The sequence below is a fragment of the Citrobacter sp. GW821-FHT07H02 genome (assembly GCF_059418505.1).
Genome location: NZ_JBWKPZ010000018.1, coordinates 13,163 through 39,437, shown reverse-complemented (window position 1 = coordinate 39,437; position 26,275 = coordinate 13,163). Strand labels below are relative to the sequence as shown.

Below are 26,275 nucleotides of genomic sequence, written 5' to 3'. Positions count from 1 at the left end.
GTTACTGAAAAGGATACAACGATGAATATCAGTGGAACCACCCGCGTGGTAGTACATCTCGCTTATCCCGCCCGGCATTTGCGGACTCCGACGTTCTTTAATCCGCTCCTTCAGCAATTGGGGCATGACGCTGTTCTCGTCCCCTGGCAAGTACAGCCATCAGAGTTAGCGCGAGTGTGGGAAGGGCTACGGCAGGTTGAGAACCTCGCGGGCGTCATTGTGACGATCCCTCACAAAGAGGCGGTAGCGCAACTTTGTCACGATCTCAGTGGCGCAGCGGAACAGCTTCAGGTGTGCAACGTTGCGCGGCGGAATGCGGATGGAACCTTCTCCGGTCAGTTTTTCGATGGTGAGGGTTTTGTGCTCGGCTTGCGGAATCAGGGGCATAACCTTGCAGGACGCAACGCGTTGCTTCTCGGCGCGGGTGGGGCGGCAACCGGTATTGCTCAGGCGTTACTCGCTGCGGGCGTGTCAACGCTCGGTATTCACAACCGTACCGAAGCGAGAGCACATTCCCGCGTTAATCAGCTTCGTGCTCTGTTTCCACAGCGGGAGATCCGGGTTGCCGACGCAAATGGCCAGGGGTACGACCTGGTGGTGAATGCGACGTCTCTTGGGCTGAAAAGTGATGACCCATTGCCTGTCGATCCTGAAACTCTGGTGCCGGGTACCCTTGTTGGTGAGGTCGTCATGAACCCTGATGTCACGCCACTTCTTCAGGCGGCACAGAGCCGTGGATGTGTGATTCACAAAGGTTCTCACATGATTGTCGGGCAGTTGTCACTGATTGCTGATTTCCTGTTTGGAAAACCGCCAATCGGTAAAGGTAGGGGTGACACGCTGCGCTGATCGTCTCTATTGATTGCCCTCAGCACGTCAAAAATCAAGATATATCATGCATCAAATAACAGTGAAGGAGAGTGGGTATGAATGCGTTGATCTTTGGTGCTCCTGGTCGTTACATCCAGGGCCCCGGTTTGCTGGATAGCAGTGGTGAACATCTGGCGCGGGTAGGTAATCGGCTGGCGGTGATTACCGACAGTGCCGTCTGGAAAATAGCCGGAGAACGGCTGGTGGCCAGTTGTCGCCGCGCCAACGTTGAGGTGCAGTGGCTTCGATTTGATGGCGAAGTTACCCATGCAGCACTGGTGGCGCTTCGCGCAGAAGCCAGCGTTCACCGGATAGATGGCCTGATAGGGATGGGCGGTGGCAAGTGCATTGATGCTGGAAAAGCCATGGCGCACACATTCGGATTGCCACTGGTCACCATCCCGACGGTTGCGTCGAATGATGCACCCTGTTCAAAAAACTATGTCATCTACGACGAAAACCATCGACTCAGCGAGGTGGGGCATCTGCCTCGTAGTGCGGCGTATGTGCTGGTGGATACTCAGTTGCTTGCGCAAGCGCCACGTTCGTTCCTGATTGCCGGGATCGCTGATGCGCTGACTAAACGGTTTGAAGCAGAACAGTGCCAGAAGGCGGATGGCATCAATATGTTTGGTGCGCGTCCGGCACTGTCAGCGCTGGCGCTGGCGCGTTGTTGCTACGACATCCTGCGCGAAGATGCCGCCGCCGCACTGTCTGTCGCGGGAAGTGGTACGCCTGACGCCGCCTTTGAACGTGTTATCGAAGCCGTCATTCTGATGAGCGGTCTGGGCTTTGAGAGCGGCGGTTTGTCTTTGGCGCACGCGATGACCCGTGGTCTTTCTGCGATAGCCAATGCCAACAGCCAACCACACGGATTGCAGGTTGCCTATGGACTGATGGTGCAACTCACGGCGGAAAATCGGAGCGAGGCTTTCATCGCCGATTTACGCGCCTTTTATGCCCAACTCGGACTGCCCGTTCGTCTGGCTGACCTTGGCGTGAACGCGGTCACTCCCGAACTGCTTGAGCAGATCGTGGCACCGACACTCGGCGCACCCCATGCCCGAAATTTTAGCCCCGCGCTAAATCGCACCAACCTGACCGAGGCAATGCAATGCCTCGAAAACACCTAATCCTGGCCAAACGCACGAAGAGGATATTGTATGTCGCTACCCCAATCCCGGTTTGAAGAGTGGCAAGCCACTGATTATATACCGACCCCGGAAAAGCTGGCCTTTCTTCGCAACCGGGCGCGTTTTGTTCGACTCGAAACAATTCGACTGATTGAGATTGCAAAAACGGGGCATTACACCTCTGTTTTCTCAGCGGCCGAAATTTTCTCTGCGCTCTATTACGACGTCATGACGATCCGTCCGGATGAACCTAAATGGCGAGGACGTGACCGATTTTTAATGGGTAAGGGGCATGCGGCAGTAGGGCAGTTTCCCATTCTAGCGGATCTCGGCATCATCCCGACCGAATGGCTTGACGACTATACGCGGCTGGGCAGCCCATTGGGCGATCACCCGGACATGCGTAAAGTTCCAGGCATTGATTTCTCCTCCGGCTCTATTGGTCACGCGCTGTCTGGCGCTCTGGGCATATGTCTGGCACAGCGCAATATGGACGAGGAGTTCGATGTTTTCGCACTGCTCGGCGACGGCGAAATGCAGGAAGGTCAGGTGTGGGAGGCGGCGCTGGGCGCAGCGCATCACAAAGCCAATCGCCTGATCGCCATCATTGACCGGAACGGCTATCAGCTCGACGGCAAAGTGGATGATGTTCTGGGTGTTGAACCTCTGGATGAGAAGTGGCGCGCCTTTGGCTGGGAAGTGCATGTGGTTGATGGTCACGATCTCGCTGCCCTCACCACGGTACTGCGTAAAGTGAAATGTGACCGCAAACGTCAACAACCGGTGTGCATCATTGCCAGGACGGTGAAGGGGAAAGGCGTTTCGTACATGGAAACTGAACCGGGATGGCATTTGGGCTATCTCGCCCCTGATGATGCTGCCCGCGCTATTGCTGAAATTGAATCTAAGGAGATCTGAAATGACCACGACGAATACCGCACCTCTCAATCCGAACTCCTGGCAGTACCGTGGTTTGAACATGATCAATCCGGGACTCGATCATCTTTCCAATGGATTAATGGAGTTAGTCAGAAACGGCCATCCTGTCGTGGCAGGCTCTGCTGACCTACAGTATTCGAACGGCCTGAACCGTTTTGCGAGCGAGTATCCTGACCGGTATTACCCTTTCGGCATCAGTGAGCAGAACATGGTGACGGCGGCGGCGGGAATGGCAAGCTGCGGCCTGGTTCCCTGGGTGGCGACGTTTGCGTCGTTCCTCGGGTTGTTGTGTTGCGAGCAAATCCGTATGGATATTGCCTATTCAGCGCTTCCGGTGCGTCTTGTGGGCCACCATACCGGTATCTCGCTTGGATTTTACGGCACTTCCCATCATGCGACCGAGGATATTGGCACGATGCGATCCATCGCCGACCTGTCGATTGTCTCGCCTGCGGATGGCGCCCAACTGGAAGCAGCTATCAGAGCCTCAGCGGATTACGATCGGCCTATCTACTTTCGCATTGGCCGTGGTCGGGATCCGGTGGTGTACAGCAGCGATACTACGTTCCAGTTCGGTAAGGCAATTATCCACAGTATCGGTGAAGAATTAACGATATTTGCCTGCGGCATCACTGTTCATGGCGCACTGGAAGCCGCACGGGAACTCAACGCGATGGGGCATTCCGTTGGGGTTATCGACATGGCGAGTATTAAGCCTCTGGATCGTGACGCGATTCTGGAAGCCGCGGCCAGGAGCAAGAAGCTGATGACCGTTGAAGAGCACAACGTTCTCGGCGGCTTAGGAGCCGCTGTTGCAGAAGTGCTCTGCGATGAGGGGGTCGGTAAGAAACTCAGACGCCATGGTATCTATGACGAATACAGTCTGATTGCGCCACCCACGCATCTGTACGCGCATTACCAACTCGACGGCCCCGGTATTCGGGATGTTGCCCGGGAATTCCTGACCGCGTAATCCCAGGTCCTGGTCTTCAGCATGCATTTATCCAACGCACGTATAATCCTGGAAAACGCTATGAATAATAATACTGAGACATTATCGAGCCTGTCAGACATCGCTTCCAAACCACACCTTAGCCTGCGGAAAAAGTCGCTATTCGCAACAGGTGTCGGCAACCTGCTGGAATGGTTCGACTGGACCGTTTACACCGTTGCATCCATCTACATTGCCGCCGCGATGTTCGATAAATCGAACCCTACGTCGGCATTGCTCAGCACCCTGGCGGTGTTTGCGGCGGGGTTCTTGTTCCGACCTCTGGGGGGGATCGTGTTCGGCAATCTGGCTGACAAACTGGGCCGGCGCCGGGTTCTCCTGACCACCATGATGTTGATGGCGGGCGCGAGCCTTGCGATTGCATTAATTCCTTCTTATGAACAGTGGGGGGCCTGGTCGTCTGCGGCGCTACTGGCAGCCCGACTTGTTCAGGGGTTTGCGCATGGCGGCGAAACGACCACCTCTTATGCCTACATTGCTGAGATCGCTCCCCCCGCGCGCCGTGGTTTGTGGTCAAGCAGCGTTTTTTTTGCCGTCGGTAGCGGTGCGCTGATCGCGACGCTCTACCTCGCATTGTTGACATCCTGGTTACCGGATGAGGCGATGAAGGAATGGGGTTGGCGTATTCCCTTTGCGACAGGCAGTGTTTTAGCACTGTTCGCATTGTGGGTCCGTCGTAACATGATGGAAAGCGAACATGTCGGTGCGGCATCAAAGCAGGCAACGATTACGCCATGGAGCAAAGCGAAAATCTTTAAAGTCGGTTTTCGTCTTTTCCTGTACGAGGCTGGCGCGACCTTAACCTACTACACCTGGGTCTCATCGGCAGCTATTTACGCCATCAGTATTCAGGGGATGCCTGCGAATAAAGCCTTCGTTGTCAGCTGTATTGCTCAGGTCATTTACCTCATGTTCCTTCCCGTTGCGGGTTGGTTGTCTGACCGCTGGGGACGTAAAACGTGTACCCTGATTTCGCTGGTGGGTATTGCAGCCACGGTGCTTCCGCTCTGGCAACTCATGTCGGCGGAGCCATGGACGCTTGCTGTCGCTCAGACGTGTGGTTTACTGCTGATTGCCTTTATTACCGGAAGCAAACCGGCGGCGATTTCCGAACAGATCCCGACCCAGTATCGGACCCGGATGTTTGGCATCTGCATCTCTCTGGGTATCGCAATCTTTGGTGGCACCGCGTCTTATCTCAGCACATGGTTGTATTCAAGTGGCATCGGGTGGATCTTTAACGTCTATCTGATTGCCGTCTGCCTTATTTCCTGCATCGTGGTTCTGATGTGGAAAAACAACACCGGTCGCCCGATGGAAGAGATCGAATAAACCGTCGCAGGTATGATTTTGGTGGATAACATGAGCCGGGGCACTGTCGATGCCCCGGCAAGTGAGACACTCATAAAGTACTCAAATAATGATATTGTGCAATCCGATAAAAAGTCATTTCCAGATAGTCATCAGACGCTGATATTCCCTGCGCCGCTCCTGTGTTCACAAACACAATAAACCACGACGTTGCGGTTATCTGCGAATAGGCATAGTTGTCATGAACCCTCCGCGGGCGGGATTATTCCTGAATCCGTTTCGGGCAGGATTATTCATAAATCCATCACGTGCCGGGTTGCCGATGAAGCCATCGCGGGCAGGATTTCCGCCGCGCATGCCAAAGCTATCAATGATGACGGGATCAACGATGACGACGTGGTGAGAACCAAAGGGGCGGATCTTCCTGTTTTGTGCGTTAAGCGTAAAACCGATGTCTCCACCGAAACTGTTTAGATTATTACCGGTAATCACCGCGATGCGTAATTCTCGCTCCCTGTCGACCTGGTGCTGCAGGGCGCTGGCTGCGGCATACGAGGAGGCCATCAGAAGTAGCGCAAGGGCGATGGATGAAGACGCCCGTAGCAGTTTCATGATTAATCCTCATTTAAAGTGTGGTTAATAAAGTATAGCTTTTTGCAGGCGTGACACCCGTTTGGGCGTTCCAAATAAGCACTATACTGACAAATGACAGCAGGTGATGGTTCCTGTTTGCTGACCCTCTTAAGGCCGGAGACGATCATTAGCGACTTCATCTCTTTGGCGGTAATGTGTGCGACATTACTCCTCTTTAGCGGTATGACGCCTGCGGCGGAAAATGTCGCTGTGGCATCGGCTTTTTCGCAAAGCGAAAAGACGACTAATCCGATCGGCCTCTCCCAGCAACAGTTTCAGCATATTCACTCTTATCAGGTGCTGTTGCGCTCCTCGTCACCTCAGGATGAAAGCAAAATCATTCGCTATAGCTATCGCAAACCGGGATTTGTGAGGATGGATTTCACCCGGCCACACCCCGGCGCGCTTCTGATCTATAGCCCGGTCAGCCGTAAAGTGAAGTTATGGCCCTTTGGGTTGGGGACATTTCCGGTGTTGAACCTTTCCCCGACAGATTCATTGATACAAGACGATCACGGTCATCGGGTGGATCAATCCGACATCGGCGTCTTGCTGAGCAATATTCGCCGGTTACAGAACGATGGGACAACCGTGACTGTCGGTGAAGAGACGCTGGCGGGACGCGCCACATTACATCTGTCCGTGACGGGACCAAAAGGTGTGAGTGTCGACGGCGTTAATCGGTATGAGATTTGGTTAGATAAATCTCATGGACTCCCGGCCAAAGTCATCAGCTACGACCGGCAGGGAAGCCTGCTGGAAACCGTCCTGATGGATGCCATGGTGATCAACATTCAGTTCCCCGCTGATTTTTTCACACCGTAATGGGAGTTTAGGTTTATGGCTGAATACCAGTTTACCACCACCTGGCGGGTTGAAGCCTCTGTACAGGAGGTATGGGAAGTGCTCTCTCATCCTGACCACTGGCCTGAGTGGTGGGCAAGCCTGGAGCAGATCACTGAAATCGAAAAAGGGGATATCCAGGGGATCGGGGCGTTGCATCGTTACACCTGGAAGGGGGCTTTACCTTATCGAATAACCTTCGACATCCATGTCCTGAACATCACCCCTTTTTATCTGCTGGAAGGGGAAGCCAGTGGTGAAGTTGAAGGGCGCGGAGTGTGGTCAATTTCAGATAATGGGATGGAAACGATAGTCAGGTATGACTGGAATATACGAACCAATACCCGGTGGATGAATTATCTCGCGCCTCTGGCGGCACCTGTTTTTCGCTGGAATCACCATACCGTGATGCGTAATGGCGCAAAGGGCCTGGCCCGTAAATTAGGTACAAATGTCGAAATGTATGGCGTCAACAACGGGTAATACACGTTCGTATTACCCGTATTTGACATCACGTTACTCTGTTTTTGGGTTTGAGAGCCCTTCGGCTTTTGCTCTGTCCAGCACACCCGCAACGATCCGATCGCACCGTGCGCCATCAAACGCGAAGGTGTCGTTCAGTGCGATATCCATTTGGCTGGCCAGCCCCTCACGGAGCAGACTGCGGGCGCGAAAGAAACGGGTTCGTACCGTCGCTTCGGGGATATCCAGCGCGTGAGAAATCTGTTCCACGCTCAGTTCCTCGACCGCCCGGAGCATGAAGACCGTACGAAAAGCCTCGGGCAGCAAGTCGATACGGGCTTCCAGAAGTTGGCGCATTTGGGTTTGCATCACGGCATAGTCCGGGTGATGTTCAGGATTATCGCTTAACGATGCCTGGATGTCAGAGTCAATGGCATTCATGGCAGCATCCAGGGGAATAACGGAAGCGGTTTTTCGCCTCAGACGTCCCAATGATTCATTCACCACAATACGCACCAGCCAGGTTGAAAGCGTGGCCTCAGAACGAAAACCCTTCAGTGCGCGCCAGGCGCTCAGATAGGCCTCCTGAAGCGCATCTTCGGCCTCCGCATCGTTCTTCAAAATGCTGCGCGCGGTCCGAAACAGGAGTCGGTTATGGCGGCGCATGATTTCCGTAAATGCCGACGCATCCCCCAACGCGGCTTGTGAGACGAGATCCGCATCGGGGAGATGGGCCGAGGGCAGTCCAGAGGACAGAGGTTGTGTATTCTGCATAGCGTCTCCTGTGTGCGGAACCTGTTTTTCACAGCGACAGTGGATACCGTGTTAGTAACCGTAAAACGTTTCACTGCGCACGCTGTCCTCATCGATACCAGTCATCGTGAGCGTTTGACACATTGCCTCAACCAGGGCGGGCGGGCCGGAAACGTAGAAGGCCGGGTTATCCAGCCCTGCCACAACTCGTTTTATCCAGTCACTGTCGATGATCTGCGTTGCGCCATCCCAGGATTGGGTCGAATGCGCCATATCCGTCATGGTCGCCATTAACTGAAATCGCTGATTCTGCTGCTCCAGCTGCTGTAATTCCTCCAGAAAGGCCGCATCTTCGGGGTGATGATTGCTATACAGCAGGATCAATTGCTGCGACGTCTGCTGTTGGGCTGCGTGGCGCAACATGCTCATGAAGGGGGTGATCCCGATCCCCCCGGCGATGAGAACAGCCGTGCGTTCTGTATTTTTGGGTAAGGTGAATGATCCAAAAGGGCCATTGATCTGAACTTCAGTCCCAATGGGCAAGGCACACAACGCACGTTTAAAAACGCTCTCGCCGATGCGAGTCGCGACCACCAGTTCGTCCTCCTCGGGCGCAGTGACAATGGAAAAGGTGTGGCGGGTATCCGATGACCGGGTGTCAGTTTCATGTCCCGGCAAAATGAGATTGATGGCTTGCCCCGGTTTGTGGCTGAACCCGACGGGTTTTTCGAAGTGGAAAGCCATCGTGCCTTTGGCAATCTGGCGGCATGCAGTCAGATGAACGTTATACTCGGCCATGATGAAACTCCGGTATTAAACTGAGGCCGGTGTTTTCTTACCTTGAATAAAACACCGTCTCGTAGCACGTCAGCGTCGAACTTAGGGATAATGACCTCATTATTATTTTACGGATGGGGGAGGATTCTGGTCACGGGAACGCCCTACGCCATGATGATAGACGAGCGTTCCGCCAAGCCAGCCTCCTGCCATCAGGCAAATAAATCCTGCGGCATCTAACAGTAAAGATAGCGTGTCCGGCGCCTGCAGGCGCATATTCTCAAGGCCCGTCACCAGACGGGTACAAAACAGCGCGAAAGCAACGCACATCAGGCCCATGTGCCACCAGACCATCCGCATCGGCGCACCTTCTGGCACATGAGACAGCTCGAACATGCCCGCAATCATGGCGATTAACGCCATAAAACAGCCAACGGCGAGCAGTCCGCCAGACCAACGCCAGGCCGTCTCACCAAACCACAGCCCGACAACATCGGCGGCAACGGCCAGTGACCAGCAGGCGATGGGAAAATGGACCAGCGCCGGGTGCAGCGGATGACGGGACATCACAGGAACACGCTAACCAGCGTGAGAAAGCCGACGACGGCAACGCTGGCATGAACGGCCACAATGGCTTTCGGGGGTAACTTTTTGCGCAAATGGAACGAAGCCAGAAAGAACCCGCCCAACGCAGCCGCCAGCAGCAAGATGAAGGCGATCAATACCTGCTGTGGCGCATTGCCCTGAGCAAGCATCAGGATCAGCAAAATCAACCCTGTCGCGCCTAACCCGGCATGTAAAAGCGACAGAAACCAGGGGGCGAATTTGTTGCGCAGTACATGTGCGGCCAGCACCAGCCCGCCGAGGGCGCCGATGGCAAAAACGAGGATGGCGTAATTGAGCATGTGTTTTCTCCAGAGACGCTGAGGATAGTGCTGCTCGTCATTGCCCGGGGCGTAAGGCAATCTCTCCGGTATTGACGGATCGTTTTTTCATCTGTCAGGCAGACAGATTTGCTTCACTTCTTACCATTAGATGGTGTGAGATGCGGTGACGTTCCCGAAAACAGGATGTGGTGAGCACGTGTATGGCGGGCTGAACTGCGCTGTCAGAACGCCATAACGTGATAGTCAGGATTACTCTTCAATAATCAATGCGTTAATTGCTGATGAGAAATGTTTTTGCATTGCCTGGGCCGCGCCTTCAGCATCTCTTTGGCACACTTTTTCCAGAATGGCCTGATGTGCATCGATAATTTGCTGACGACGGTCATGGGTATCGTGAGCATGCAGACCTGCGGAGATCGATTTTTCGAGAGGGACCCGAAGTGCCTGCAAGAGCAGGGCGTAGAGAGGGTTGCCGGATGCCTCGGCTAAAATCATGTGAAAGCGTGCATCATGATAAATAAATGACTGATGATCGCCGAAGACTTCACTTATCTTATCCATCTCCACGCGTAAGCGAGAAAAATCGTCTTCAGTACCATTTTGCGCCGCCAGCACGACACAGTGAACTTCAAGGGTACTGCGCAGTGAAAGTATCTGGCGTGCTGAAATTTGTTGCGTCACGACCGAATAGTTGAAAATCGTTTCCAGCGCCGCAGAGTTCAGTGATTGCACGCGCGGATATTTACCGCTGCTGATGTCCAGAATGCCAAGAATCGACAACGCCTGGAATGCCTCCCGCACCACACCCCGACTGACCCCCAGCGTTTCGGTCAACTGTTTTTCACTGGGCACTCTGGCGCCGGGTTCAAGTTTTTGCGTGGTAATGACATTGAGGATGTAGTTACGAACCTGTTCGGAGAGCGTGCTTTTCTCAATGATGGGTTTACTCATGTTCATGCGACAACTCTCCCTCTCTTCGTAAGCGGTCGTTCCGTATCCATCCAGGACAGGATGTTCGGGCTGAAATTCTGCATATGTTATCGACTCATCTTCATTATTACCAACAACATGCCAGCGTAAATTTTTGCTGAGTCTGTCACATCATGGCGATTTGGGTGTTTTCTGATCATTTAATCCTGGCTAACCTGTCCTACAGGTAGATAGTAAGGTTGTTTTAATTTAACCACACAGGAATGAATTATGCACTCAGAAGAAAGGCAATTTTTTGAAAAGATAAAGAACAATCTCAGTACCGCTCTGCTGGGTGATGTTATGGACGCCATTGGCTTACAGAATCAATTCCTCAATCCACGACTGCAACCACTGGAAAAACAGATGCGCATCGCCGGGCGAGCAATGCCAGTGCTGGAAGCGGATTACCCGACGTTTACCGGTTCGCATTCCAACGGACCTCTCGGCGATAAAGCGTTTGGTGTGATGTTTGAGGCGCTGGACAGCCTGCAAGAAAACGAGGTGTATATTGCCAGCGGTTCGTCCCCTACGTATGCCTTATGGGGGGGATTAATGTCGACTCGTGCTGCTCACCTTAACGCGGCAGGGGCGGTTCTTAATGGCTATTCACGGGATAAGCACGAGATCCTTGAGCTCAATTTCCCTGTGTTTTCCATGGGTTCTTATTCTCAGGATCAGAAGGTTCGCGGAAAAGTTCTCGATTATGGGGTTCCGGTAACGATTGATGGCGTGATGATAACGCCAGGCGATCTTATTGTGGCAGATGAAGAGGGCGTTCTGGTGATCCCGAAGCGGGTCGAACAAGAGGTTATTGGTCTGGCGTTAGAAAAAGGCGTGACGGAAAACAAAGTTCGCGATGCCATTCGTGGTGGCATGGGTGCTGTTGAAGCATGGAATCGCTTTGGTGTGATGTAAATCCCCTTCAGTCTTGATGATATGAGGACATCAGTATGCTCAAAAGTAAACGCTGGAGTATTGTTTTCCTACTCTCGCTAGGTGGGGCGATCAATTACATGGATCGCTCTGCCTTTGCTATCGCAGCCCCTATGTTTGCTAACGACTTGCAATTAACGCCAGGTGAATTAGGCATTATTTTTAGTAGTTTCTCTATCGGCTATGCGCTTTTTAACTTTGTTGGCGGTTATGCTTCTGACCGTTTCGGGCCCAAAATGGTCTTTGCAGTCAGTATGGCCTTTTGGTCATTCTTCTGCGGGTTGATTGGCGTCGCTGTCGGATTTACCTCAATGCTCATCATCAGGGTATTGTTTGGTGCCGGGGAAGGGCCGTTTGCATCGACCTTAAATAAAATCGTCAGTAACTGGTTCCCTCGCCGTGAAGTCGCCAGCGCCATCGGCGTCGCCACTGCCGGTAACCCGCTTGGCGGCGCGCTGGCAGGACCTATCATGGGTTCGCTGGTGCTGATTATCGGCTGGCGAATGGCGTTTGTTGCCATTGCCTGTTTAGGTATCGTTTGGTTGCTGTTTTGGATAAAAATCGCAAAGGACAAGCCGGAAGAGCACAAAACCATCAGCCGTGAGGAATTAGCCTTAATTCAGGAAGGACAGCAGGAGCAAAGCGACAATAATCAAGAGACTGAAAAAGTATCCATGCCGCTCTCTTTTTATATCAAGCAGCCTACGATACTGGCAACGGCATTTGCATTTTTTGGCCTGAACTACATTCTCTTTTTCTTTCTCTCATGGTTCCCAAGCTATTTGTCAAACTCACAACATCTCAGCCTAAAGGACATGAGTATTGTGAGTGTTATTCCGTGGCTGCTGGGTTCTGTCGGGATGGCGGCTGGCGGGTTCCTGTGTGATTACGTACTGCGTAAAACCGGGCGTCCTCTGTTTTCCCGTAAAATAGTGCTCGTTACATGCCTGGGGGCTTCGGCGATTTTTGTAATGTGCGTTGGAAATGTATCCAGTGCCGCAGGGGCAGTATCCCTGATGGCATGCGGCATTTTCTTCCTCTATTTATCCGCAACAACGTATTGGGCTATTTTGCAAGACACCGTCGCACGCCAGAATATGGGGGCAGTGGGAGGTATGGTTCATGCAACGGCGAATATTGCCGGAATATTAGGACCTATTGTGACGGGTTACATTATTCAATGGACAGGGGCTTATAACGCGGCGTTCTTTATCGCGGGCGGTATTGCCGTACTTGGCGCACTGGCCGTGGCTGTCTTTGTTAAACCCATTCCGATGCAGCGCGAAAATGTTGCCGATGTAATCAGACAAGAATGATAATTTCTTTCCACCGGAGATTCAGAACATGAAATTAGGCTTTGGACTGTACCGCCACATGCTGGATGACGAGCATTTTGCCTTTGCCAGACAATGTGGTGCGACGCATATTGTCGTTCATATGGTCGATTATTTTCATCAGAATGCGCGTTTTTCCCGTAGCGATCAGCCGGTTGGTGATACCGGCGGTTGGGGTACGGCGCAGGCAGATGTCTGGACAACAGAAGAATTGTTAGATATTCGCGCCAGAATGGCGAAATACGATTTAACCTTTTTTGCTATTGAAAATTTCGACCCTTGCCACTGGGATGACATCTTATTTGACGGTCCCCGGAAAGCAGAACAAATCGAGACCGTGAAACAAATCATCCGTAATGTCGGTGCTGCGGGTATCCCTGTTTTTGGTTATAACTTTAGTCTGGCGGGCGTCGCCGGAAGAATTCAGGAAAATAAGGCGCGCGGCGGGGCAAAAACAGTTGGCTTAAACGGCGTAAACGAACAAACCGAAAGTCCGTTACCTGCCAGCATGGCATGGAATATGGTGGTGGATGAAGATGCTGAGGGTATAAGACCGCCGGTCACCAAAGAACAACTCTGGCAACGACTGGAAGCATTCCTGAAAGAGATTGTGCCGGTGGCAGAAGAAGCTGGAGTAAGGCTGGCCGCGCATCCAGATGATCCGCCGCTTGAATTCGTGCGTGGACAACCGAGACTGGTTAACCAACCGCATCTCTATCAAGACTTGCTGGATATGGTTCCCAGCTCCTCTAATGCGCTTGAATTTTGTCTGGGCACCATTGCTGAAATGTCAGAGGGGGATGTCTACGAGGCGGTAGAACAGTATTCTCGCCAGGACGCGATTGCGTATATGCATTTCCGTAACGTAAAAGGGAAAGTTCCTCACTATCACGAAACCTTTATCGACGAAGGTGACATTGATATGGCGAAGGTATTACGGATACTGAAAGAAAATAACTTTGATGGTGTATTAATTCCGGATCATTCGCCACAAATGACCTGTCCTGCGCCATGGCATTCAGGAATGGCTTACGCAATGGGATACATGAAAGCCTTAATGCAAGTTTTATGATGACCTTTGCGTAAAGAAAAAATGTCGATAAGAGGGGATGACTGACATTCAACACAAGATCGTGGAAACATGAATTTTTAGACGTCGTACGGTCAGACCCTTTTTAATAAAAAAATAGCCGCTTTTTACAGCGGCTATTTTTTACAGCGACGATGGTTATTCCGCGTCGAAATCTCTATGCACCGCCCAGATACGCTTTTCGCACTTCGGGGTCGACCAACAGTTCCTGACCGCTGCCGCTAAGGCGAATTTCGCCATTGACCATCACATACGCGCGATCCGAAAGTTTAAGCGCGTGGTTTGCGTTTTGTTCGACTAAAAAAAGCGTCATCCCGGCCCGTGTTAACTCGCGCAGCGTCTGGAAAATTTGTTTCACCACCAGCGGTGCTAACCCCAGACTCGGTTCATCCAACAGCAGTAATTTAGGGCGACTCATCAGTGCGCGGGCAATAGCCAGCATCTGCTGCTCTCCTCCCGAGAGGGTCATAGCGCGCTGATTGCGCCGCTCCTCAAGGATGGGAAACAGGTGATACATCTTTTCTTTGTCCTCTTTATGGTATCGGTTGCCGATAGGGATGCTCCCCATCAGGATATTCTCTTCGACCGTCATGTCCGGGAAGATTCGCCGTCCTTCCGGGACCTGGGCTATCCCGTTCGTGGCAATAAAATGGGTGGATTTGTGGCTGATATCGTCGTTACGGTAAAAAATCTGCCCGCGCGCGATACGTGGTTGCCCAAAAATGGACATCAGCAGGGTCGATTTTCCGGCACCGTTGGCGCCAATCAACGAGACGGTTTCTCCTTCATTTACCGTTAGCGAAATCGCTTTCAGCGCCTGAATCGGGCCATAAAAAACGTCCACATGGCGAAACTCCAGCAATGGCTGACTCATCCGGCAAGCTCCTCTTCATCTGTCCCCAGATAGGCGGCAATCACGCTGACGTTGTGCTGGATCTCCGCGGGTGCTCCCCGGGCAATCACATCGCCATGATCGAGCACGATAACGTGGTCGGAAATCTCCATGACCATGCTCATATCATGTTCGATCAACAACACGGTTACGCCATGCCGTTCACGCAAGACGCGCACAATGCTGCTGAGCGCCTCGGTTTCCACCGGGTTGAGTCCGGCTGCTGGTTCGTCGAGACAAATCATCTCCGGGCCCGTACACATGGCGCGAGCAATCTCCAGTCTGCGCTGCTGGCCATAGGAGAGGGTGCCGGCCAGGCGGTTTGCACAATCCACAAGGTTCACCACCTCCAGCCAGTAAAAGGCGCGGTCGAGCGCCTGATTTTCGGCTTTTTGATACGCCGGTGTGTTAAAAATTCCGGCAATCAGGTTACGGTTCGCCTGCCTATGCTGGGCCACCATCAGATTTTCGATCACCGACATTTCGCGAAACAGGCGGATGTTCTGGAAGGTTCGCGCCAGTCCTGCACGGTTGACCAGATGCGTACCGCCGAACATTTTGTAGTAGATGCGTGAAGCCAGACGGCCAGGATTGAAAAAATCAGTGGCGTGGATTTTTTGCCCTAATACCTGAATCACATCGGTGGTTTTGGCGCGGGTATTAAACACAATCGCGCCGCCAGAGGCCTGATAAAATCCGGTCAGGCAGTTGAACACCGTGGTCTTACCGGCACCGTTTGGACCAATCAATGCCGTGATTGAACCTCGGGCAACCTCCAGATTGACATCGTTGAGCGCTTTTATCCCGCCAAAGTGCATCATCAGATTTTCAACGCGTAAAATGCTGTCAGTCATGGCGCGACCCCTTTGCGAATAGCGAAACCGGCGCGGCTGGTGCGGACCAGTCCTCGGGGGCGCCAGATCATCATTAACACCATTAAGACGCCAAACAGCAGAACCCGATATTCGGCAAAATCCCGGAGTAACTCGGGGGCAACGGTCAGAACAAAGGCCGCCAGCACCACCCCGAGCGTGGAGCCCATCCCACCGAGTACGACGATGGCAAGAATGAGCGCAGACTCGAAGAAGGTGAACGAGGTGGGATTAACAAACCCTTGATAGGTTGCGAAAAAGACACCGGCAATCCCGGCCGTCGAGGCTCCCATCATAAAGGCGGACAGTTTGACTAAGACATGGTTTAAACCCAGAGAGCGACAGGCAACTTCATCTTCGCGAAGGGCTTCCCAGGCGCGGCCAATGGGCATTTTGGTTAAGCGATGTTTGATGAACAGCACCAGCAACACCACCAGAACCAGGACCGTGTAGATAAAAATAAACTTCAGGTTAGGGTTGTACGTCAGACCGAAAAACTCATGAAACGGCACGCCGCCGTCTTTCGCCCGTCGGCCAAACTCCAGACCAAAAAGCGTGGGGGCAGGCACTGACACCCCATTTGGCCCACCGGTAAAACTCAGCCAGTTGTTCAGGATCAGACGGATAATTTCACCAAATCCCAGCGTGACAATCGCCAGATAATCCCCGTGCATTCGCAAGACCGGAAACCCCAGTAGCGCGCCAGCCAGTGCCGCCATAACGGCGCCAATGGGCAACATGACCCAAAAACCGAGCCCCAGATACTGATATCCCAGCGCCAGCCCATACGCGCCGATGGCGTAAAAGGCCACGTAACCCAAATCCAGTAATCCGGCGAGCCCGACCACAATGTTCAGTCCCAGTCCCAACAGCACGTAGATCAGCCCCAGAATCGACACCGTCAGCAGATACTTGGTCGCCACAAAGGGGAAGGCGATAGCCAGCAGCATCAACCCTGGAATTATCCAGCGCATACGGGAGACGTAACCCACCGGGCGGACGTACACCCCGTCGTCAGCGCCTTCAAACCGGCTGGCAAACTTCTGCCCGATCTGGGTTTGCAGCGCCAGGCTGACGAGAAAACGTCCAGCCATGACCACGGCAACCAACCACGCCACGCGGGTGGGGGCAAGCGTGAAACTGTAGCCTTTTAAAACAATCCCCACGATGGGGCCAAATACAATCAGCGCGCACAGTCCGGCTAATACGGTGTCGAGCAGGCATTTTTTAAGATCAAGTTCTGATTTCACGACGGCCTCTGTCATCTCTGTCATCGTTTTGCCCTCACACCTTCACGACCATTGGACGTCCCAACAGCCCCTGCGGGCGGAAGATCAGGATCACCACCAATAAGGCAAAGGAGAACACGTCCTTATAATCGGAATTCACAAGCCCGGCGAATTGCGCCTCTGCAATACCGAGCAGCAGACCGCCAAGCATGGCGCCAGGAAGTGAACCGATCCCGCCCAGTACCGCAGCCGTAAACGCCTTGATGCCGATGATAAAGCCAGCATAAAAGTCAAACGTACCGTAGTTCATGGTCACCAGAACGCCCGCCAGCCCCGCCATTGATGCGCCCATCACAAACACCAGCGAGATAACCCGGTCAGTGTTAATGCCCAGAATTGAGGCCATACGTCTGTCCTGCTGCGTCGCGCGACAAATCCGCCCCAGTCGCGTGTACTGGATAACCCAGGTCAGAACCGCCATACCGACAAACGCCGCCAGCAGAATAAAGATTTTGGTCCAGGTGATTTGCACCATTCCGTCGCCGACATTGAAACGCAGCACGCCGCTCATCAGCGTTGGGATGCCTTGCTGGTTGGGTCCCTGACTGATTTGCACATAGTTTTGCAGAATGAGTGACATACCGATGGCAGAGATGAGTGGCGCCAGACGGGTTGAATTTCGCAGGGGTCGATAGGCAATACGTTCGATGACCCAGCCGTAGACCCCCGTTATCACGATGGTGAAGATCAGGGTGCCAAAAATCAGCAGGGGGAAAGAGTGAATGCCAAAGTAGGAGAGCAGTCCCAGGCCAATGGCACAGAGGTACGCGGAGATCATGTAAACTTCGCCATGCGCGAAATTGATCATGCCGATGATGCCGTAGACCATGGTGTAACCGATGGCAATCAGGCCATACACCGCTCCCAACGTCAGACCGTTGATCATCTGTTGTAAGAAGAAAGCATCCATTTGAAATTCCCGCCAGTGGTAAGGCAACCGGCTAGCACAATCCGGTTGCCTTCAGGGTTGCAATGCCTCACCCGAGAGGGGAGCGAGAAGTCAGAACCGACCTGACGGTATTAGAGTTGGTGGTACTTACCTTTGTCATCCCACTGGTAAACCACGTAATCAGACACTTTTAGATCGCCTTTCTCATCCCAGGATTTGGGGCCCATCACCGTGTCAACGGAGTGTGATTTCAGCCATTCGCCCGCTTTGGCGTTGTCTTTTCCTGCGGCGCCGTAGGCAGCAGCAAGGGCCTGAATTGAGGCATAGGCGTACAGGGTGTAGCCTTCAGGTTCAAAACCGCTGGCGCGGAATTTCTCAATGACCGCTTTGCCTTCCGCAATGGTGCGAGGGTCTTTACCAAAGGTCATCAACACGCCATTGGTATACTGCGCGCCACCGGCAGCCGTCACCATCTCCTCCGTCACCACACAGTCGCCGGAGAAGAATTTCGCCTGTACACCTTGCTCCCGCATTTGACGCACCAACGGACCCGCTTCCGGATGGCAACCGCCAAAGTAGACAACGTCTGGCTTCAGCGCGCCGATTTTGGTCACCAGGGCATTGAAATCTTTTTCACCGCGCGACAGTCCCTCATACAGAACTTCTTTGGTGCCCCGTTTTTGCAGCGCGGCTTTCGTCGCGTCGGCTAAGCCCTGACCGTAGGTATCTTTGTCGTGAATGATGGCGATCTTTTTCGCTTTCAGCACGTCCAGCATGTAGTTTGCCGCCGTGACGCCTTGCTGATCGTCACGACCACACATGCGGAGCATGCCTTTCATTCCGCGTTCGGTAATCAGTGGGTTAGTTGACCCCGGGGTTATCGTCAATACTCCCGCTTCATCATAAACTTCGGAAGATGGCATAGTGGAAGACGAACAGAAATGACCGACCACGGCAGAGACTTTGGATTCATCGACCAGCCGGTTTGCCACCGCGACAGCCTGCTTTGGTTCACAGGCATCGTCGCCCTGCACCAGCACGATTTTCTCACCTTTAATACCGCCTGCCGCATTGATATCCGCCGCCGCCTGCGATGCCCCTTTCCAGTATTGCGCCCCATACGTGGCATTGGGACCGGTAAATGGCCCGGCCACGCCAATCGCGATATCTGCCTGTGCATAAAATGCGGTACTTAAACAACCCATAACGGCAATCTGCAGAGGTAACTTAATCATTTTAATAGACATTTGGATATTCCTCAGTACTGTTCAATACCAGGCGCCGGGAGGCGCGGGGAAAATCATAAACTTCGTCATTTATTGCGTTATCAAGCGGGCCGCGTACGGCTGTCTTTTTTTAAGCAAAAACTCCGCCAGGTTGATAAATATCGACATTGTTTTCTGACAGACGTAGCAATGCGATGTGAAATACGGCGTCGCAATTTCATCAGGTCAGTGTCAATCGTTATCTAAGGAGGTGGTTGCCTTCACGTGGCAGACTGGGATGCGTGGTATCCAAACCGTCCAGAATCTTAAACATAGCTGCAGAAAAGTCAGGCTGCGCACCTTGTCGGTGCAAAAATGCGGAGAGGATCACTTGAACGATGCGCAAGGCTCAGGAAGGCAGGGCTTCTGATCTCCCCGTTTTGTTTAGAAAAATCCCCGTCCACCCTGTAAGATGAGCCCTGGCAAGCGTATTTCACTGAGGATGAGCGTTATGAACACGGGACCATTGAACGAAAGCGAACTGGAGTGGCTGGATGATGTACTGACAAAGTACAACACCGAACACGCGATTCTGGATGTGTCAGAGCTGGATGGTCTGCTGACGGCGGTACTCAGTTCTCCACGTGAGATTGAGCCGGAGCAGTGGCTGGTGGCAGTATGGGGCGGGCCGCAATATGTGCCGCGCTGGTCATCGGAAAAAGAGATGACGCGCTTTATGAATCTTGCGTTCCAGCATATGGCTGATACCGCCGACAGGCTGAACGAGTTTCCGGAGCAGTTTGAACCTTTATTTGGCCTGCGCGAAATTGAAGGCCATGAGCTGACGATTGTCGAAGAGTGGTGCTTTGGCTATATGCGCGGTGTGGCGCTTTCTGACTGGTCAGCGTTGCCAGACTCGCTGAAACCAGCGCTGGAGGCAATTGCGTTGCACGGTACGGAAGAGAACTTTGCCGTGGTAGAGAAGATGACGCCAGAGGCATTTGAAGAAAGCGTAGAGGCTATCCGGATGGCGGCGCTGGATCTTCACGCCTGGTGGATGGCGCATCCGCAAGAAACTCCGTTGCAGGTACCAGTAAAAGTGGACGCCAAACCCGGCCGTAACGATCCCTGTCCTTGCGGCAGCGGCAAAAAGTATAAGCAGTGCTGTCTGCATTAATAGTACGTTAAGCTCGGATGGCGCTTAAACCGCAGTTTAAGCGCCATCTTCTGCATTCAACCTGGTTCGGGCAGCAGTCCCGCTGCGATAGAGAACTGAACTCCGATCACCACAATCCCGCAAAGAAACACCAGACCTAACGCCAGTGAACCGCCTTTAACGCGATATCCCGCCTGAGGATTATGCTTTCGGCTTTGCCATGTCAGCAACGAAGGGATCAGCAACGCCAGTACCGCCAGCGCTACACCGGCATACCCCAGAGCCATAACAAATCCGCGCGGATAGAAGAGGGCAAACGCCAGCGGCGGCAAAAAGGTAATTGCGCCAGTTTGCAGGCGTCCGGCAGCGGTATTGCGACGCTGGAACAGATCCGCCAGGTAATCAAATAATCCCAGCGCCACGCCGAGGAACGAGGTCGCCAGCGCCAGATCGGCGAACAGGTGCACCGCCAGCTCAACGTGAGGTGAGGCGACCACTTCCCGTAACGCCTGAAGCAGACCGTTTAATCCGGCGTGATCGGCCAGCAGCCCCATAAACGTTGAGGAGTCGATGCTGCCGAGGGTCGCAAGCTGCCAGAAAATATAGGCGATCAGCGGGATTGCGCTGCCGGTGATAAACACCCAGCGTAATTTACGAATATTGCCGTCCATATAGCTGACAATGCTGGGCACGCTACCGTGAAAACCAAACGAGGTGAAAATCACCGGAATGGCGGACCACGCCAGCCCTTGCTGCAACGGCAGGGTAAGAAGATTGATTTTGTGGATGTGCGGCATCAGCAACGCCAGCATCACCACCAGGAAGATAATTTTGGCGCTGAACAGAAAACGGTTGAACAGATCGACAAGCGACGTTCCAACGCAAACCACGCCACCGGCAACAAAGGTGAACAGCAGTACGCCAGCGGCGGGCGACATTTCGCTGCCAGTCCAGTCGTTGATACTGGAGGCGAGCAACTCACCGGCACCGCTAATGTAGGCTGCGGTCAGGGCATACATTAAAAACATCATGCTAAACCCGGTCACCCACTGACCGTAGCGTCCCAGATACCGTTTTGCCAGTGTACCCAGCCCCGTATCTGCCGGAACATGTTGATACACTTCGAGAAGTAACAGCGCGGTGTAACACATCAGCGCCCACAGCCCAATCAATAACGCCAGCGTGACGCTGAAACCCACACCCGCTGCCGCCAGCGGCATGGCCAGCATACCTGCACCGATTGTGGTTCCCGCCACGATAAAAACACTTCCCAGAGTTCTATTCTTCACGCTTTCCTCTGTCCCAGAGATAATCAATAGTGGTATCTGCGGCGCAGGGTAAGGCATTACGCGATTTTCGTCAAATCGTCGTTACAATGAGTGTTAAGTTTTGTTTACGGTTTTTATAAGTGTGGTTGGCCCCGCATCATGCCGGTGGCCGAAGGATGTAAACCTGCGTTAGCGCAAAGCAGATAATGCGGCTTCATCTTAGGCTAGGCGCTTTATTGAGGAGGATGTATGGATTCTATTCACGGCCACGACGTGCTTAACATGATGATTGCATCAGGCGAGCAATACACCCACGCCAGTCTTGAGGCAGCGATCGTTAAGCGGTTTGGTGCGCAGGCACGTTTTCATACCTGTTCAGCAGCAGAGATGACGGCGGCAGAGCTGGTGGCTTTTCTGGCGGCGAAGGGGAAATTTATTGCGAAGGATGACGGTTTTACGACGCACGAAAGCAAGATCTGCCGTCATTAAAAGAGTCCGGTGAAGTGGGCAGAAAACCCGCTTCACCGAAGCGAAATTAATTCTGTGTATCCAGCGTCGACAGTTCTTTGTCGATGAAGTAAAGACCTTCACCGCTTTTACCTGCCAGCGTTAATTTATCAATGACCGATTTAAATAACTTCTCTTCTTCATGCTGTTCAGCCACGTACCACTGCAGGAAGTTAAAGGTCGGATAATCCTGGTTGGTCATCGCCGCGTGAGCCAGTTCGTTAATTTTCAGGGTGATCAATTGCTCGTGTTCGTACGTAACACGGAACAGTTCATCCAGTGACGCATATTCAGCGAAAGGAGACGCGACGGTATTAATACGCGGCAGGCTGCCGGTATCGGTCAGATAATCGAACAGACGCTGCATATGCGTCATCTCTTCCTGAGCGTGACGGCGCAGGAACGCGGCGGCACCTTCAAAGCTGTTATAGCTGCACCACGCACTCATTTGCTGATAGAGCAGAGACGAATATAACTCGAGGTTCATCTGTTCATTCAGTTTTTCGATCATTTCTGTTTTCAGCATTGTTCTGCTCCACACATGTTAATGATATGTCGATGTGGCGCCACTATAATTTGTTATTTAATTATTTGCAAAAGGTAAAATAATAAAATCAATTATTAAAAATGCGAATGGGAATAAAACGCATTAACGCTCTTAAATTAAAAATAAAGACACGCTGAAATAATAAAAGGCCAGTCATTAATAAATAAACTGACCTCAACGTTTAATAATAGCCAGGTGTCGTCGAGGGGATCGCCACACCCTGGCACTGGTACGATAAGGTTATTTTCGTATTCAGACACAGAGAACCCGCATAAACACTGCAGGTGGGGACAGGCTGGCCAAATCCGACGGCGTTCGCGTAGCCCATTTGCTGACATTCACGCGTGGCGGTACCTTTGGCGACATAGTCGTCAGTACTTGCCGTTTGCAGCATCGCCTGATTCCAGGTGAGGCGAACAATCCCACTGGTTGCGTTGGCTTCGCTGACGTTTGCTTGGCGGGTGATGGTGCATCCCGCCAACATTAACAGCGAGAGGGCAAGAAAAAGGCTCTTCATGATATCGCTCTGAAAATTCGGTGATACGCTATCCTACCTGATACACCCTCGGTCCAATGGCTTGAATAGCCTGAGGATCACCCATGTTTAATGGCAACGACCGGGCGCAATGTACAAAAAATGCTCCACAGGCAGATAAAACGTGAGCCTGTTTTTGTTTTTTAAAACCATCTTTCATTAAATTTGAAAATACATTCATCACATAGTAATGTGGCGTCAATTTCACAGACTCACGTCGGGATTTATCGCGACGCATTCAGGAGATACAGTATGAAAATTGCACTGATGATGGAAAACAGCCAGGCAAGCAAAAATGCCATCATTCATAACGAACTCAAGGCCGTTGCGGATGAGAAGGGATTTCCCGTCTTTAACGTGGGCATGAGCGATGAGAATGACCATCATCTGACCTATATTCATCTGGGCATTATGGCCAGTATTCTGCTCAATGCTAAAGCGGTTGATTTTGTCGTGACCGGCTGCGGCACGGGTCAAGGGGCGCTGATGTCCCTGAATATCCATCCGGGCGTGATTTGCGGATACTGTATCGATCCGGCTGATGCGTTTCTGTTTGCCCAGATCAACAACGGTAATGCGCTTTCTCTGCCATTCGCGAAAGGTTTTGGCTGGGGTGCCGAGCTGAACGTTCGCTTCATCTTTGAAAAAGCGTTCACGGGTCGTAACGGCGAAGGCTACCCGCCGGAGCGTAAAGAGCCGCAGGTTCGCAACGCGGGCATTCTGAACCAGGTGAAAGCGGCCGTTGTAAAAGAGAACTATCTGGATACGTTGCGTGCTATCGATCCTGAGTTGGTGAAAACCGCTGTGTCGGGTCCGCGTTTCCAGCAGTGTCTTTTCGAAAATGGCCAGGACAAAGCGATCGAAGCGTTTGTACGCGAAATCCTGGCGTAAGGTTCTTGATGGCATAGGGCCGGACAGCGCAACGCTTACCGGCCTGAAAGATGCCGCATGTCAGCCCGGCCAGCGTTGAGCGACCGGGCGACAGTAATGTGTTTTTGTTCGATTCCGTACTTCCTCTATTGCTGGCTTTAACTTCTGCGTAGCAAGCACCCTGCCAGACCCCATCTTTTGCTGTCGATGATGGTTCTTATCAAAAAAATCTATAAAAATTTACCAAAACATGCAATGAGATAACATTATGATTTTTATGCTAAAAACATAATAATTGAAAGAATTTGCACATTTTTATGTGTGATCTGCGTCACATAAATATTGATTTTTGTGACGGATGTTATATTATATTGCTCGTAGACAATAAACCTGAACAACAATCAAACGGAGCAATGCTATGAAACTGCGCAAAATTCTGAAAAGCATGTTCGAAAATTATTGCAAAACATTCAAAGATGTACCGCCAGGCGGTATGTTCTGATAAAAAAACCTGCTACGGCAGGTTTTTTTATACCTGTATTTTTGCTGCGTTTACGCTGCTATCGTTTCTGCTCCTGAATAGGTACTATGACGACCTTTCTATAAGGAGCTCACTATGTCCCAAACACTGAACGCCGATCAGGAACTGGTCTCTGACGTTGTTGCCTGCCAACTGGTTCTCAAACAAATTCTGGACGTTCTTGACGTGATCGCCCCCGTCGAAGTTCGCGAGAAAATGGCTACCCAACTGAAAAACATCGATTTTTCAAGCCATCCTGCCGCAGCCGATCCCGTGACGATGCGCGCTATTCAGAAAGCTATCGCCTTGATCGAGCTGAAATTCACGCCGCAGGGCGAAGCTCACTAATTTAATCAATGTATTAGCTTTTTGAAGCATGCTTATTACGCCTCCTGCATCAGGGGGCGTAATCGTTTCTGAATCATTGGGGGAGTCGGCAATGCGACGGTTGCCCGGCCTGCGGTAGATATTCTTGCAGGCCAGACTGGGGGGTTATGGCGTTATCCGACGCTATACCGCCATTAGTGGTGCTGGTGGTTAACGACGTTGAGTAAGTGCTTGTCTGTTTGCGCCATGCACAGACCTGCGCGTTTGGCGCTGCAAACTTCATCGAAGATCGCTTGTAATAGCACGCCATCCTGCTGCTGTTCTTTTTTCAGATCGTGGAGAAAATCAAGCGTGAGGTCGTCATTCAACGCTTTTGCTTCGCGGGTTAAACTCGACAGGGTGCTGGAGCGCTGTTGATAATCGTCTAAGGTTTTCTGAAATAATTCTTCAAGTGACGTTAACTCATCGCCGGGAATATCAATCGCTTTAACAATGGGGTTAGCGCCTGCGCTCTTCATAAAATTAAACATGCGCATCATTTGGGTGATGTTGCTTTGCGCCTGAGTGCGAAGAAACATCGCTGTACCCGTCAAACTGTTATCCGCACACCACTCGCTCAGGCGAAGGTAAAGATTGGATGCGTAAAACTCAAGATTCATCTGGGCGTTGAGCTTGTGAGCCATTTCTACTGCAGCCATGTCAATATCCTTATTTCCAGAAAAGGGGCTGTGCGTAACCAGCATCAGCGCAGCAGGCTGCTGCCACACTTAACATCTACGCACAAGTGATACTGTTAGCAGAATAAATCCGTTCTGCCGGTCCTTTATGTGATCACGTAGTCATTTCCGTTGATGATCGAAATAAGCATACCGCCTGTATGGATATAAGAAAATCCTTATAATGAAATGTTTAAAGTTTTTTACATATTTTTCTTAAATATCGGTTGTGAACCAGGAATTTTAGAAATTATGTCTCGTCAGTGCAACGTCATGATTTAACGTTGATTAAAGTATCGATAGATGTTTGAAGCATTGTTTTAAATGACGGAGTGAGATAGTTCCAACGGGTATCATATGTTCAATGATAATTATCCATTATGGCTGTTTCGGCAGTTATTAGATAAAGCTGTACTGGCAGGTCTCCCACCAGGGCTGAAGTGTGTGCCAGATCATTTTTAGAAACGTGAAAACGTCAAGCCAATCACTCTGTCATCACTGGCTGTTTGATTTGCCCGATCTGCTCTGCGCCAGTTGTTAAAGATGGCAATCTGATTAGCGGCAAAGGGTTAGGCCATATATTTGATTTTGCACTGACGCTCAGCGCCCGTTAACCTGGTGACGACGCTCCGGTTCGTGATCATGCGGACCATATTTACTATCGCGGGTAAATAAAACGTTCCCGAATACACCCGTATTCGGGAACAAGGATTGGCTGGCTGGGGTTATGGAC

30 protein-coding genes and 1 pseudogene are annotated in these 26,275 nt (G+C 51.9%); 16 read left to right on the top strand and 15 right to left on the bottom strand.

The window, feature by feature from the left end:
• The first annotated feature begins 21 nt into the window (after positions 1-21).
• The 5 genes from AC07NP_RS16840 to AC07NP_RS16820 all read left to right on the top strand — a co-directional run bounded on the left by AC07NP_RS16840 (position 22) and on the right by AC07NP_RS16820 (position 5,286).
• On the top strand, positions 22-849 hold the full coding sequence (locus AC07NP_RS16840) for a shikimate dehydrogenase family protein (protein WP_494661151.1): 828 nt from the start codon (positions 22-24) through the stop codon (positions 847-849).
• A 77-nt stretch (positions 850-926) separates the two neighbouring features.
• Positions 927-2,003, top strand: a complete 1,077-nt coding sequence (locus AC07NP_RS16835) for a glycerol dehydrogenase (RefSeq protein WP_494661150.1) — start codon at positions 927-929, stop codon at positions 2,001-2,003.
• Between the two features lie 30 nt (positions 2,004-2,033).
• Positions 2,034-2,921: a transketolase gene (locus AC07NP_RS16830; protein ID WP_494661149.1), complete on the top strand. Its 888-nt coding sequence runs from the start codon at positions 2,034-2,036 to the stop codon at positions 2,919-2,921.
• A gap of 1 nt (position 2,922) precedes the next feature.
• Positions 2,923-3,915 (top strand): transketolase family protein, encoded by a 993-nt coding sequence (locus AC07NP_RS16825; RefSeq protein ID WP_494661148.1) that lies wholly within the window; start codon positions 2,923-2,925, stop codon positions 3,913-3,915.
• Between the two features lie 60 nt (positions 3,916-3,975).
• Positions 3,976-5,286 (top strand): MFS transporter, encoded by a 1,311-nt coding sequence (locus AC07NP_RS16820; protein ID WP_494661147.1) that lies wholly within the window; start codon positions 3,976-3,978, stop codon positions 5,284-5,286.
• 195 nt (positions 5,287-5,481) lie between these two features.
• On the opposite strand, the gene AC07NP_RS16815 is transcribed toward AC07NP_RS16820, so the two are convergent.
• A complete protein-coding gene (locus AC07NP_RS16815) occupies positions 5,482-5,877 on the bottom strand; it encodes a hypothetical protein (RefSeq protein WP_494661146.1) in 396 nt (131 codons plus the stop codon).
• A 174-nt stretch (positions 5,878-6,051) separates the two neighbouring features.
• On the opposite strand from AC07NP_RS16815, the gene AC07NP_RS16810 reads away from it, so the two are divergent.
• Positions 6,052-6,723: a LolA family protein gene (locus AC07NP_RS16810; protein ID WP_494661190.1), complete on the top strand. Its 672-nt coding sequence runs from the start codon at positions 6,052-6,054 to the stop codon at positions 6,721-6,723.
• 15 nt (positions 6,724-6,738) lie between these two features.
• On the top strand, positions 6,739-7,224 hold the full coding sequence (locus tag AC07NP_RS16805) for an SRPBCC family protein (protein WP_494661145.1): 486 nt from the start codon (positions 6,739-6,741) through the stop codon (positions 7,222-7,224).
• Positions 7,225-7,257: 33 nt separating this feature from the next.
• On the opposite strand, the gene AC07NP_RS16800 is transcribed toward AC07NP_RS16805, so the two are convergent.
• The 5 genes from AC07NP_RS16800 to AC07NP_RS16780 all read right to left on the bottom strand — a co-directional run bounded on the left by AC07NP_RS16800 (position 7,258) and on the right by AC07NP_RS16780 (position 10,577).
• Positions 7,258-7,977, bottom strand: coding sequence for an RNA polymerase sigma factor (locus AC07NP_RS16800; protein ID WP_494661144.1), 720 nt, complete (start codon positions 7,975-7,977; stop codon positions 7,258-7,260).
• Positions 7,978-8,028: 51 nt separating this feature from the next.
• A complete protein-coding gene (locus AC07NP_RS16795) occupies positions 8,029-8,754 on the bottom strand; it encodes a ferredoxin--NADP reductase (RefSeq protein WP_494661143.1) in 726 nt (241 codons plus the stop codon).
• A gap of 102 nt (positions 8,755-8,856) precedes the next feature.
• Positions 8,857-9,300: a DUF2231 domain-containing protein gene (locus AC07NP_RS16790; RefSeq protein WP_494661189.1), complete on the bottom strand. Its 444-nt coding sequence runs from the start codon at positions 9,298-9,300 to the stop codon at positions 8,857-8,859.
• Positions 9,300-9,638 (bottom strand): hypothetical protein, encoded by a 339-nt coding sequence (locus AC07NP_RS16785; RefSeq protein WP_203360869.1) that lies wholly within the window; start codon positions 9,636-9,638, stop codon positions 9,300-9,302. The genes AC07NP_RS16790 and AC07NP_RS16785 overlap by 1 nt, the downstream gene beginning before the upstream one ends.
• Positions 9,639-9,869: 231 nt before the next feature.
• A complete protein-coding gene (locus AC07NP_RS16780; protein ID WP_238929214.1) occupies positions 9,870-10,577 on the bottom strand; it encodes a FadR/GntR family transcriptional regulator in 708 nt (235 codons plus the stop codon).
• Positions 10,578-10,820: 243 nt separating this feature from the next.
• On the opposite strand from AC07NP_RS16780, the gene AC07NP_RS16775 reads away from it, so the two are divergent.
• From AC07NP_RS16775 to AC07NP_RS16765, 3 genes are read left to right on the top strand one after another with little or no spacing between them, the layout of a single operon-like run.
• The gene (locus AC07NP_RS16775; RefSeq protein ID WP_203360870.1) at positions 10,821-11,507 is read left to right on the top strand and encodes an RraA family protein; all 687 of its coding nucleotides are present in this window, start codon (positions 10,821-10,823) and stop codon (positions 11,505-11,507) included.
• A gap of 35 nt (positions 11,508-11,542) precedes the next feature.
• The gene (locus AC07NP_RS16770) at positions 11,543-12,841 is read left to right on the top strand and encodes an MFS transporter (protein WP_276294808.1); all 1,299 of its coding nucleotides are present in this window, start codon (positions 11,543-11,545) and stop codon (positions 12,839-12,841) included.
• A gap of 28 nt (positions 12,842-12,869) precedes the next feature.
• Positions 12,870-13,931 carry a mannonate dehydratase gene (locus AC07NP_RS16765; RefSeq protein WP_494661142.1) on the top strand — a complete coding sequence of 354 codons (1,062 nt, stop codon included), beginning with the start codon at positions 12,870-12,872 and terminating at the stop codon, positions 13,929-13,931.
• Positions 13,932-14,106: 175 nt separating this feature from the next.
• On the opposite strand, the gene AC07NP_RS16760 is transcribed toward AC07NP_RS16765, so the two are convergent.
• The 5 genes from AC07NP_RS16760 to AC07NP_RS16740 form a co-directional block, all read right to left on the bottom strand.
• A complete protein-coding gene (locus AC07NP_RS16760; protein ID WP_203360873.1) occupies positions 14,107-14,823 on the bottom strand; it encodes an ABC transporter ATP-binding protein in 717 nt (238 codons plus the stop codon).
• Complete coding sequence (locus AC07NP_RS16755; RefSeq protein WP_203360874.1) at positions 14,820-15,695, bottom strand: ABC transporter ATP-binding protein; 876 nt, start codon at positions 15,693-15,695, stop codon at positions 14,820-14,822. The genes AC07NP_RS16760 and AC07NP_RS16755 overlap by 4 nt, the downstream gene beginning before the upstream one ends.
• Complete coding sequence (livM, locus tag AC07NP_RS16750) at positions 15,692-16,978, bottom strand: high-affinity branched-chain amino acid ABC transporter permease LivM (RefSeq protein ID WP_494661188.1); 1,287 nt, start codon at positions 16,976-16,978, stop codon at positions 15,692-15,694. Before livM ends, AC07NP_RS16755 begins: the two co-directional genes overlap by 4 nt.
• A gap of 19 nt (positions 16,979-16,997) precedes the next feature.
• Positions 16,998-17,912: an ABC transporter permease subunit gene (locus AC07NP_RS16745; RefSeq protein WP_192612538.1), complete on the bottom strand. Its 915-nt coding sequence runs from the start codon at positions 17,910-17,912 to the stop codon at positions 16,998-17,000.
• A 110-nt stretch (positions 17,913-18,022) separates the two neighbouring features.
• Entirely contained in the window at positions 18,023-19,096 is a 1,074-nt protein-coding gene (locus tag AC07NP_RS16740; RefSeq protein WP_494661187.1) for a branched-chain amino acid ABC transporter substrate-binding protein, read from the bottom strand.
• A 511-nt stretch (positions 19,097-19,607) separates the two neighbouring features.
• Here AC07NP_RS16740 and AC07NP_RS16735 point away from each other — a divergent pair.
• Positions 19,608-20,273 carry a YecA/YgfB family protein gene (locus tag AC07NP_RS16735; RefSeq protein ID WP_494661141.1) on the top strand — a complete coding sequence of 222 codons (666 nt, stop codon included), beginning with the start codon at positions 19,608-19,610 and terminating at the stop codon, positions 20,271-20,273.
• A 56-nt stretch (positions 20,274-20,329) separates the two neighbouring features.
• On the opposite strand, the gene tyrP is transcribed toward AC07NP_RS16735, so the two are convergent.
• Entirely contained in the window at positions 20,330-21,541 is a 1,212-nt protein-coding gene (tyrP, locus tag AC07NP_RS16730) for a tyrosine transporter TyrP (protein ID WP_494661140.1), read from the bottom strand.
• 228 nt (positions 21,542-21,769) lie between these two features.
• On the opposite strand from tyrP, the gene AC07NP_RS16725 reads away from it, so the two are divergent.
• The gene (locus tag AC07NP_RS16725) at positions 21,770-22,009 is read left to right on the top strand and encodes a YecH family metal-binding protein (protein ID WP_276294814.1); all 240 of its coding nucleotides are present in this window, start codon (positions 21,770-21,772) and stop codon (positions 22,007-22,009) included.
• Positions 22,010-22,055: 46 nt separating this feature from the next.
• Here AC07NP_RS16725 and ftnA read toward each other — a convergent pair whose 3' ends face one another.
• Both ftnA and yecR read right to left on the bottom strand, forming a co-directional pair.
• A complete protein-coding gene (gene ftnA, locus AC07NP_RS16720) occupies positions 22,056-22,553 on the bottom strand; it encodes a non-heme ferritin (protein ID WP_494661139.1) in 498 nt (165 codons plus the stop codon).
• Positions 22,554-22,755: 202 nt separating this feature from the next.
• On the bottom strand, positions 22,756-23,091 hold the full coding sequence (gene yecR, locus AC07NP_RS16715) for a YecR family lipoprotein (protein WP_494661138.1): 336 nt from the start codon (positions 23,089-23,091) through the stop codon (positions 22,756-22,758).
• 270 nt (positions 23,092-23,361) lie between these two features.
• Between yecR and AC07NP_RS16710 the strand changes: the two genes are divergently transcribed.
• The 3 genes from AC07NP_RS16710 to AC07NP_RS16700 all read left to right on the top strand — a co-directional run bounded on the left by AC07NP_RS16710 (position 23,362) and on the right by AC07NP_RS16700 (position 24,847).
• On the top strand, positions 23,362-24,000 hold the full coding sequence (locus AC07NP_RS16710; protein ID WP_203360880.1) for an RpiB/LacA/LacB family sugar-phosphate isomerase: 639 nt from the start codon (positions 23,362-23,364) through the stop codon (positions 23,998-24,000).
• 397 nt (positions 24,001-24,397) lie between these two features.
• Entirely contained in the window at positions 24,398-24,481 is an 84-nt protein-coding gene (gene azuC, locus AC07NP_RS16705; RefSeq protein ID WP_004136622.1) for a stress response protein AzuC, read from the top strand.
• Between the two features lie 114 nt (positions 24,482-24,595).
• A complete protein-coding gene (locus AC07NP_RS16700; RefSeq protein WP_203360881.1) occupies positions 24,596-24,847 on the top strand; it encodes a DUF2766 family protein in 252 nt (83 codons plus the stop codon).
• 173 nt (positions 24,848-25,020) lie between these two features.
• Here AC07NP_RS16700 and AC07NP_RS16695 read toward each other — a convergent pair whose 3' ends face one another.
• Positions 25,021-25,524 (bottom strand): non-heme ferritin-like protein, encoded by a 504-nt coding sequence (locus tag AC07NP_RS16695; protein WP_203360882.1) that lies wholly within the window; start codon positions 25,522-25,524, stop codon positions 25,021-25,023.
• 545 nt (positions 25,525-26,069) lie between these two features.
• Between AC07NP_RS16695 and AC07NP_RS16690 the strand changes: the two are divergent.
• Positions 26,070-26,156 (top strand): annotated as a pseudogene (locus tag AC07NP_RS16690) (DJ-1 family protein); the annotation flags it as partial.
• Positions 26,157-26,275: the final 119 nt, after the last annotated feature.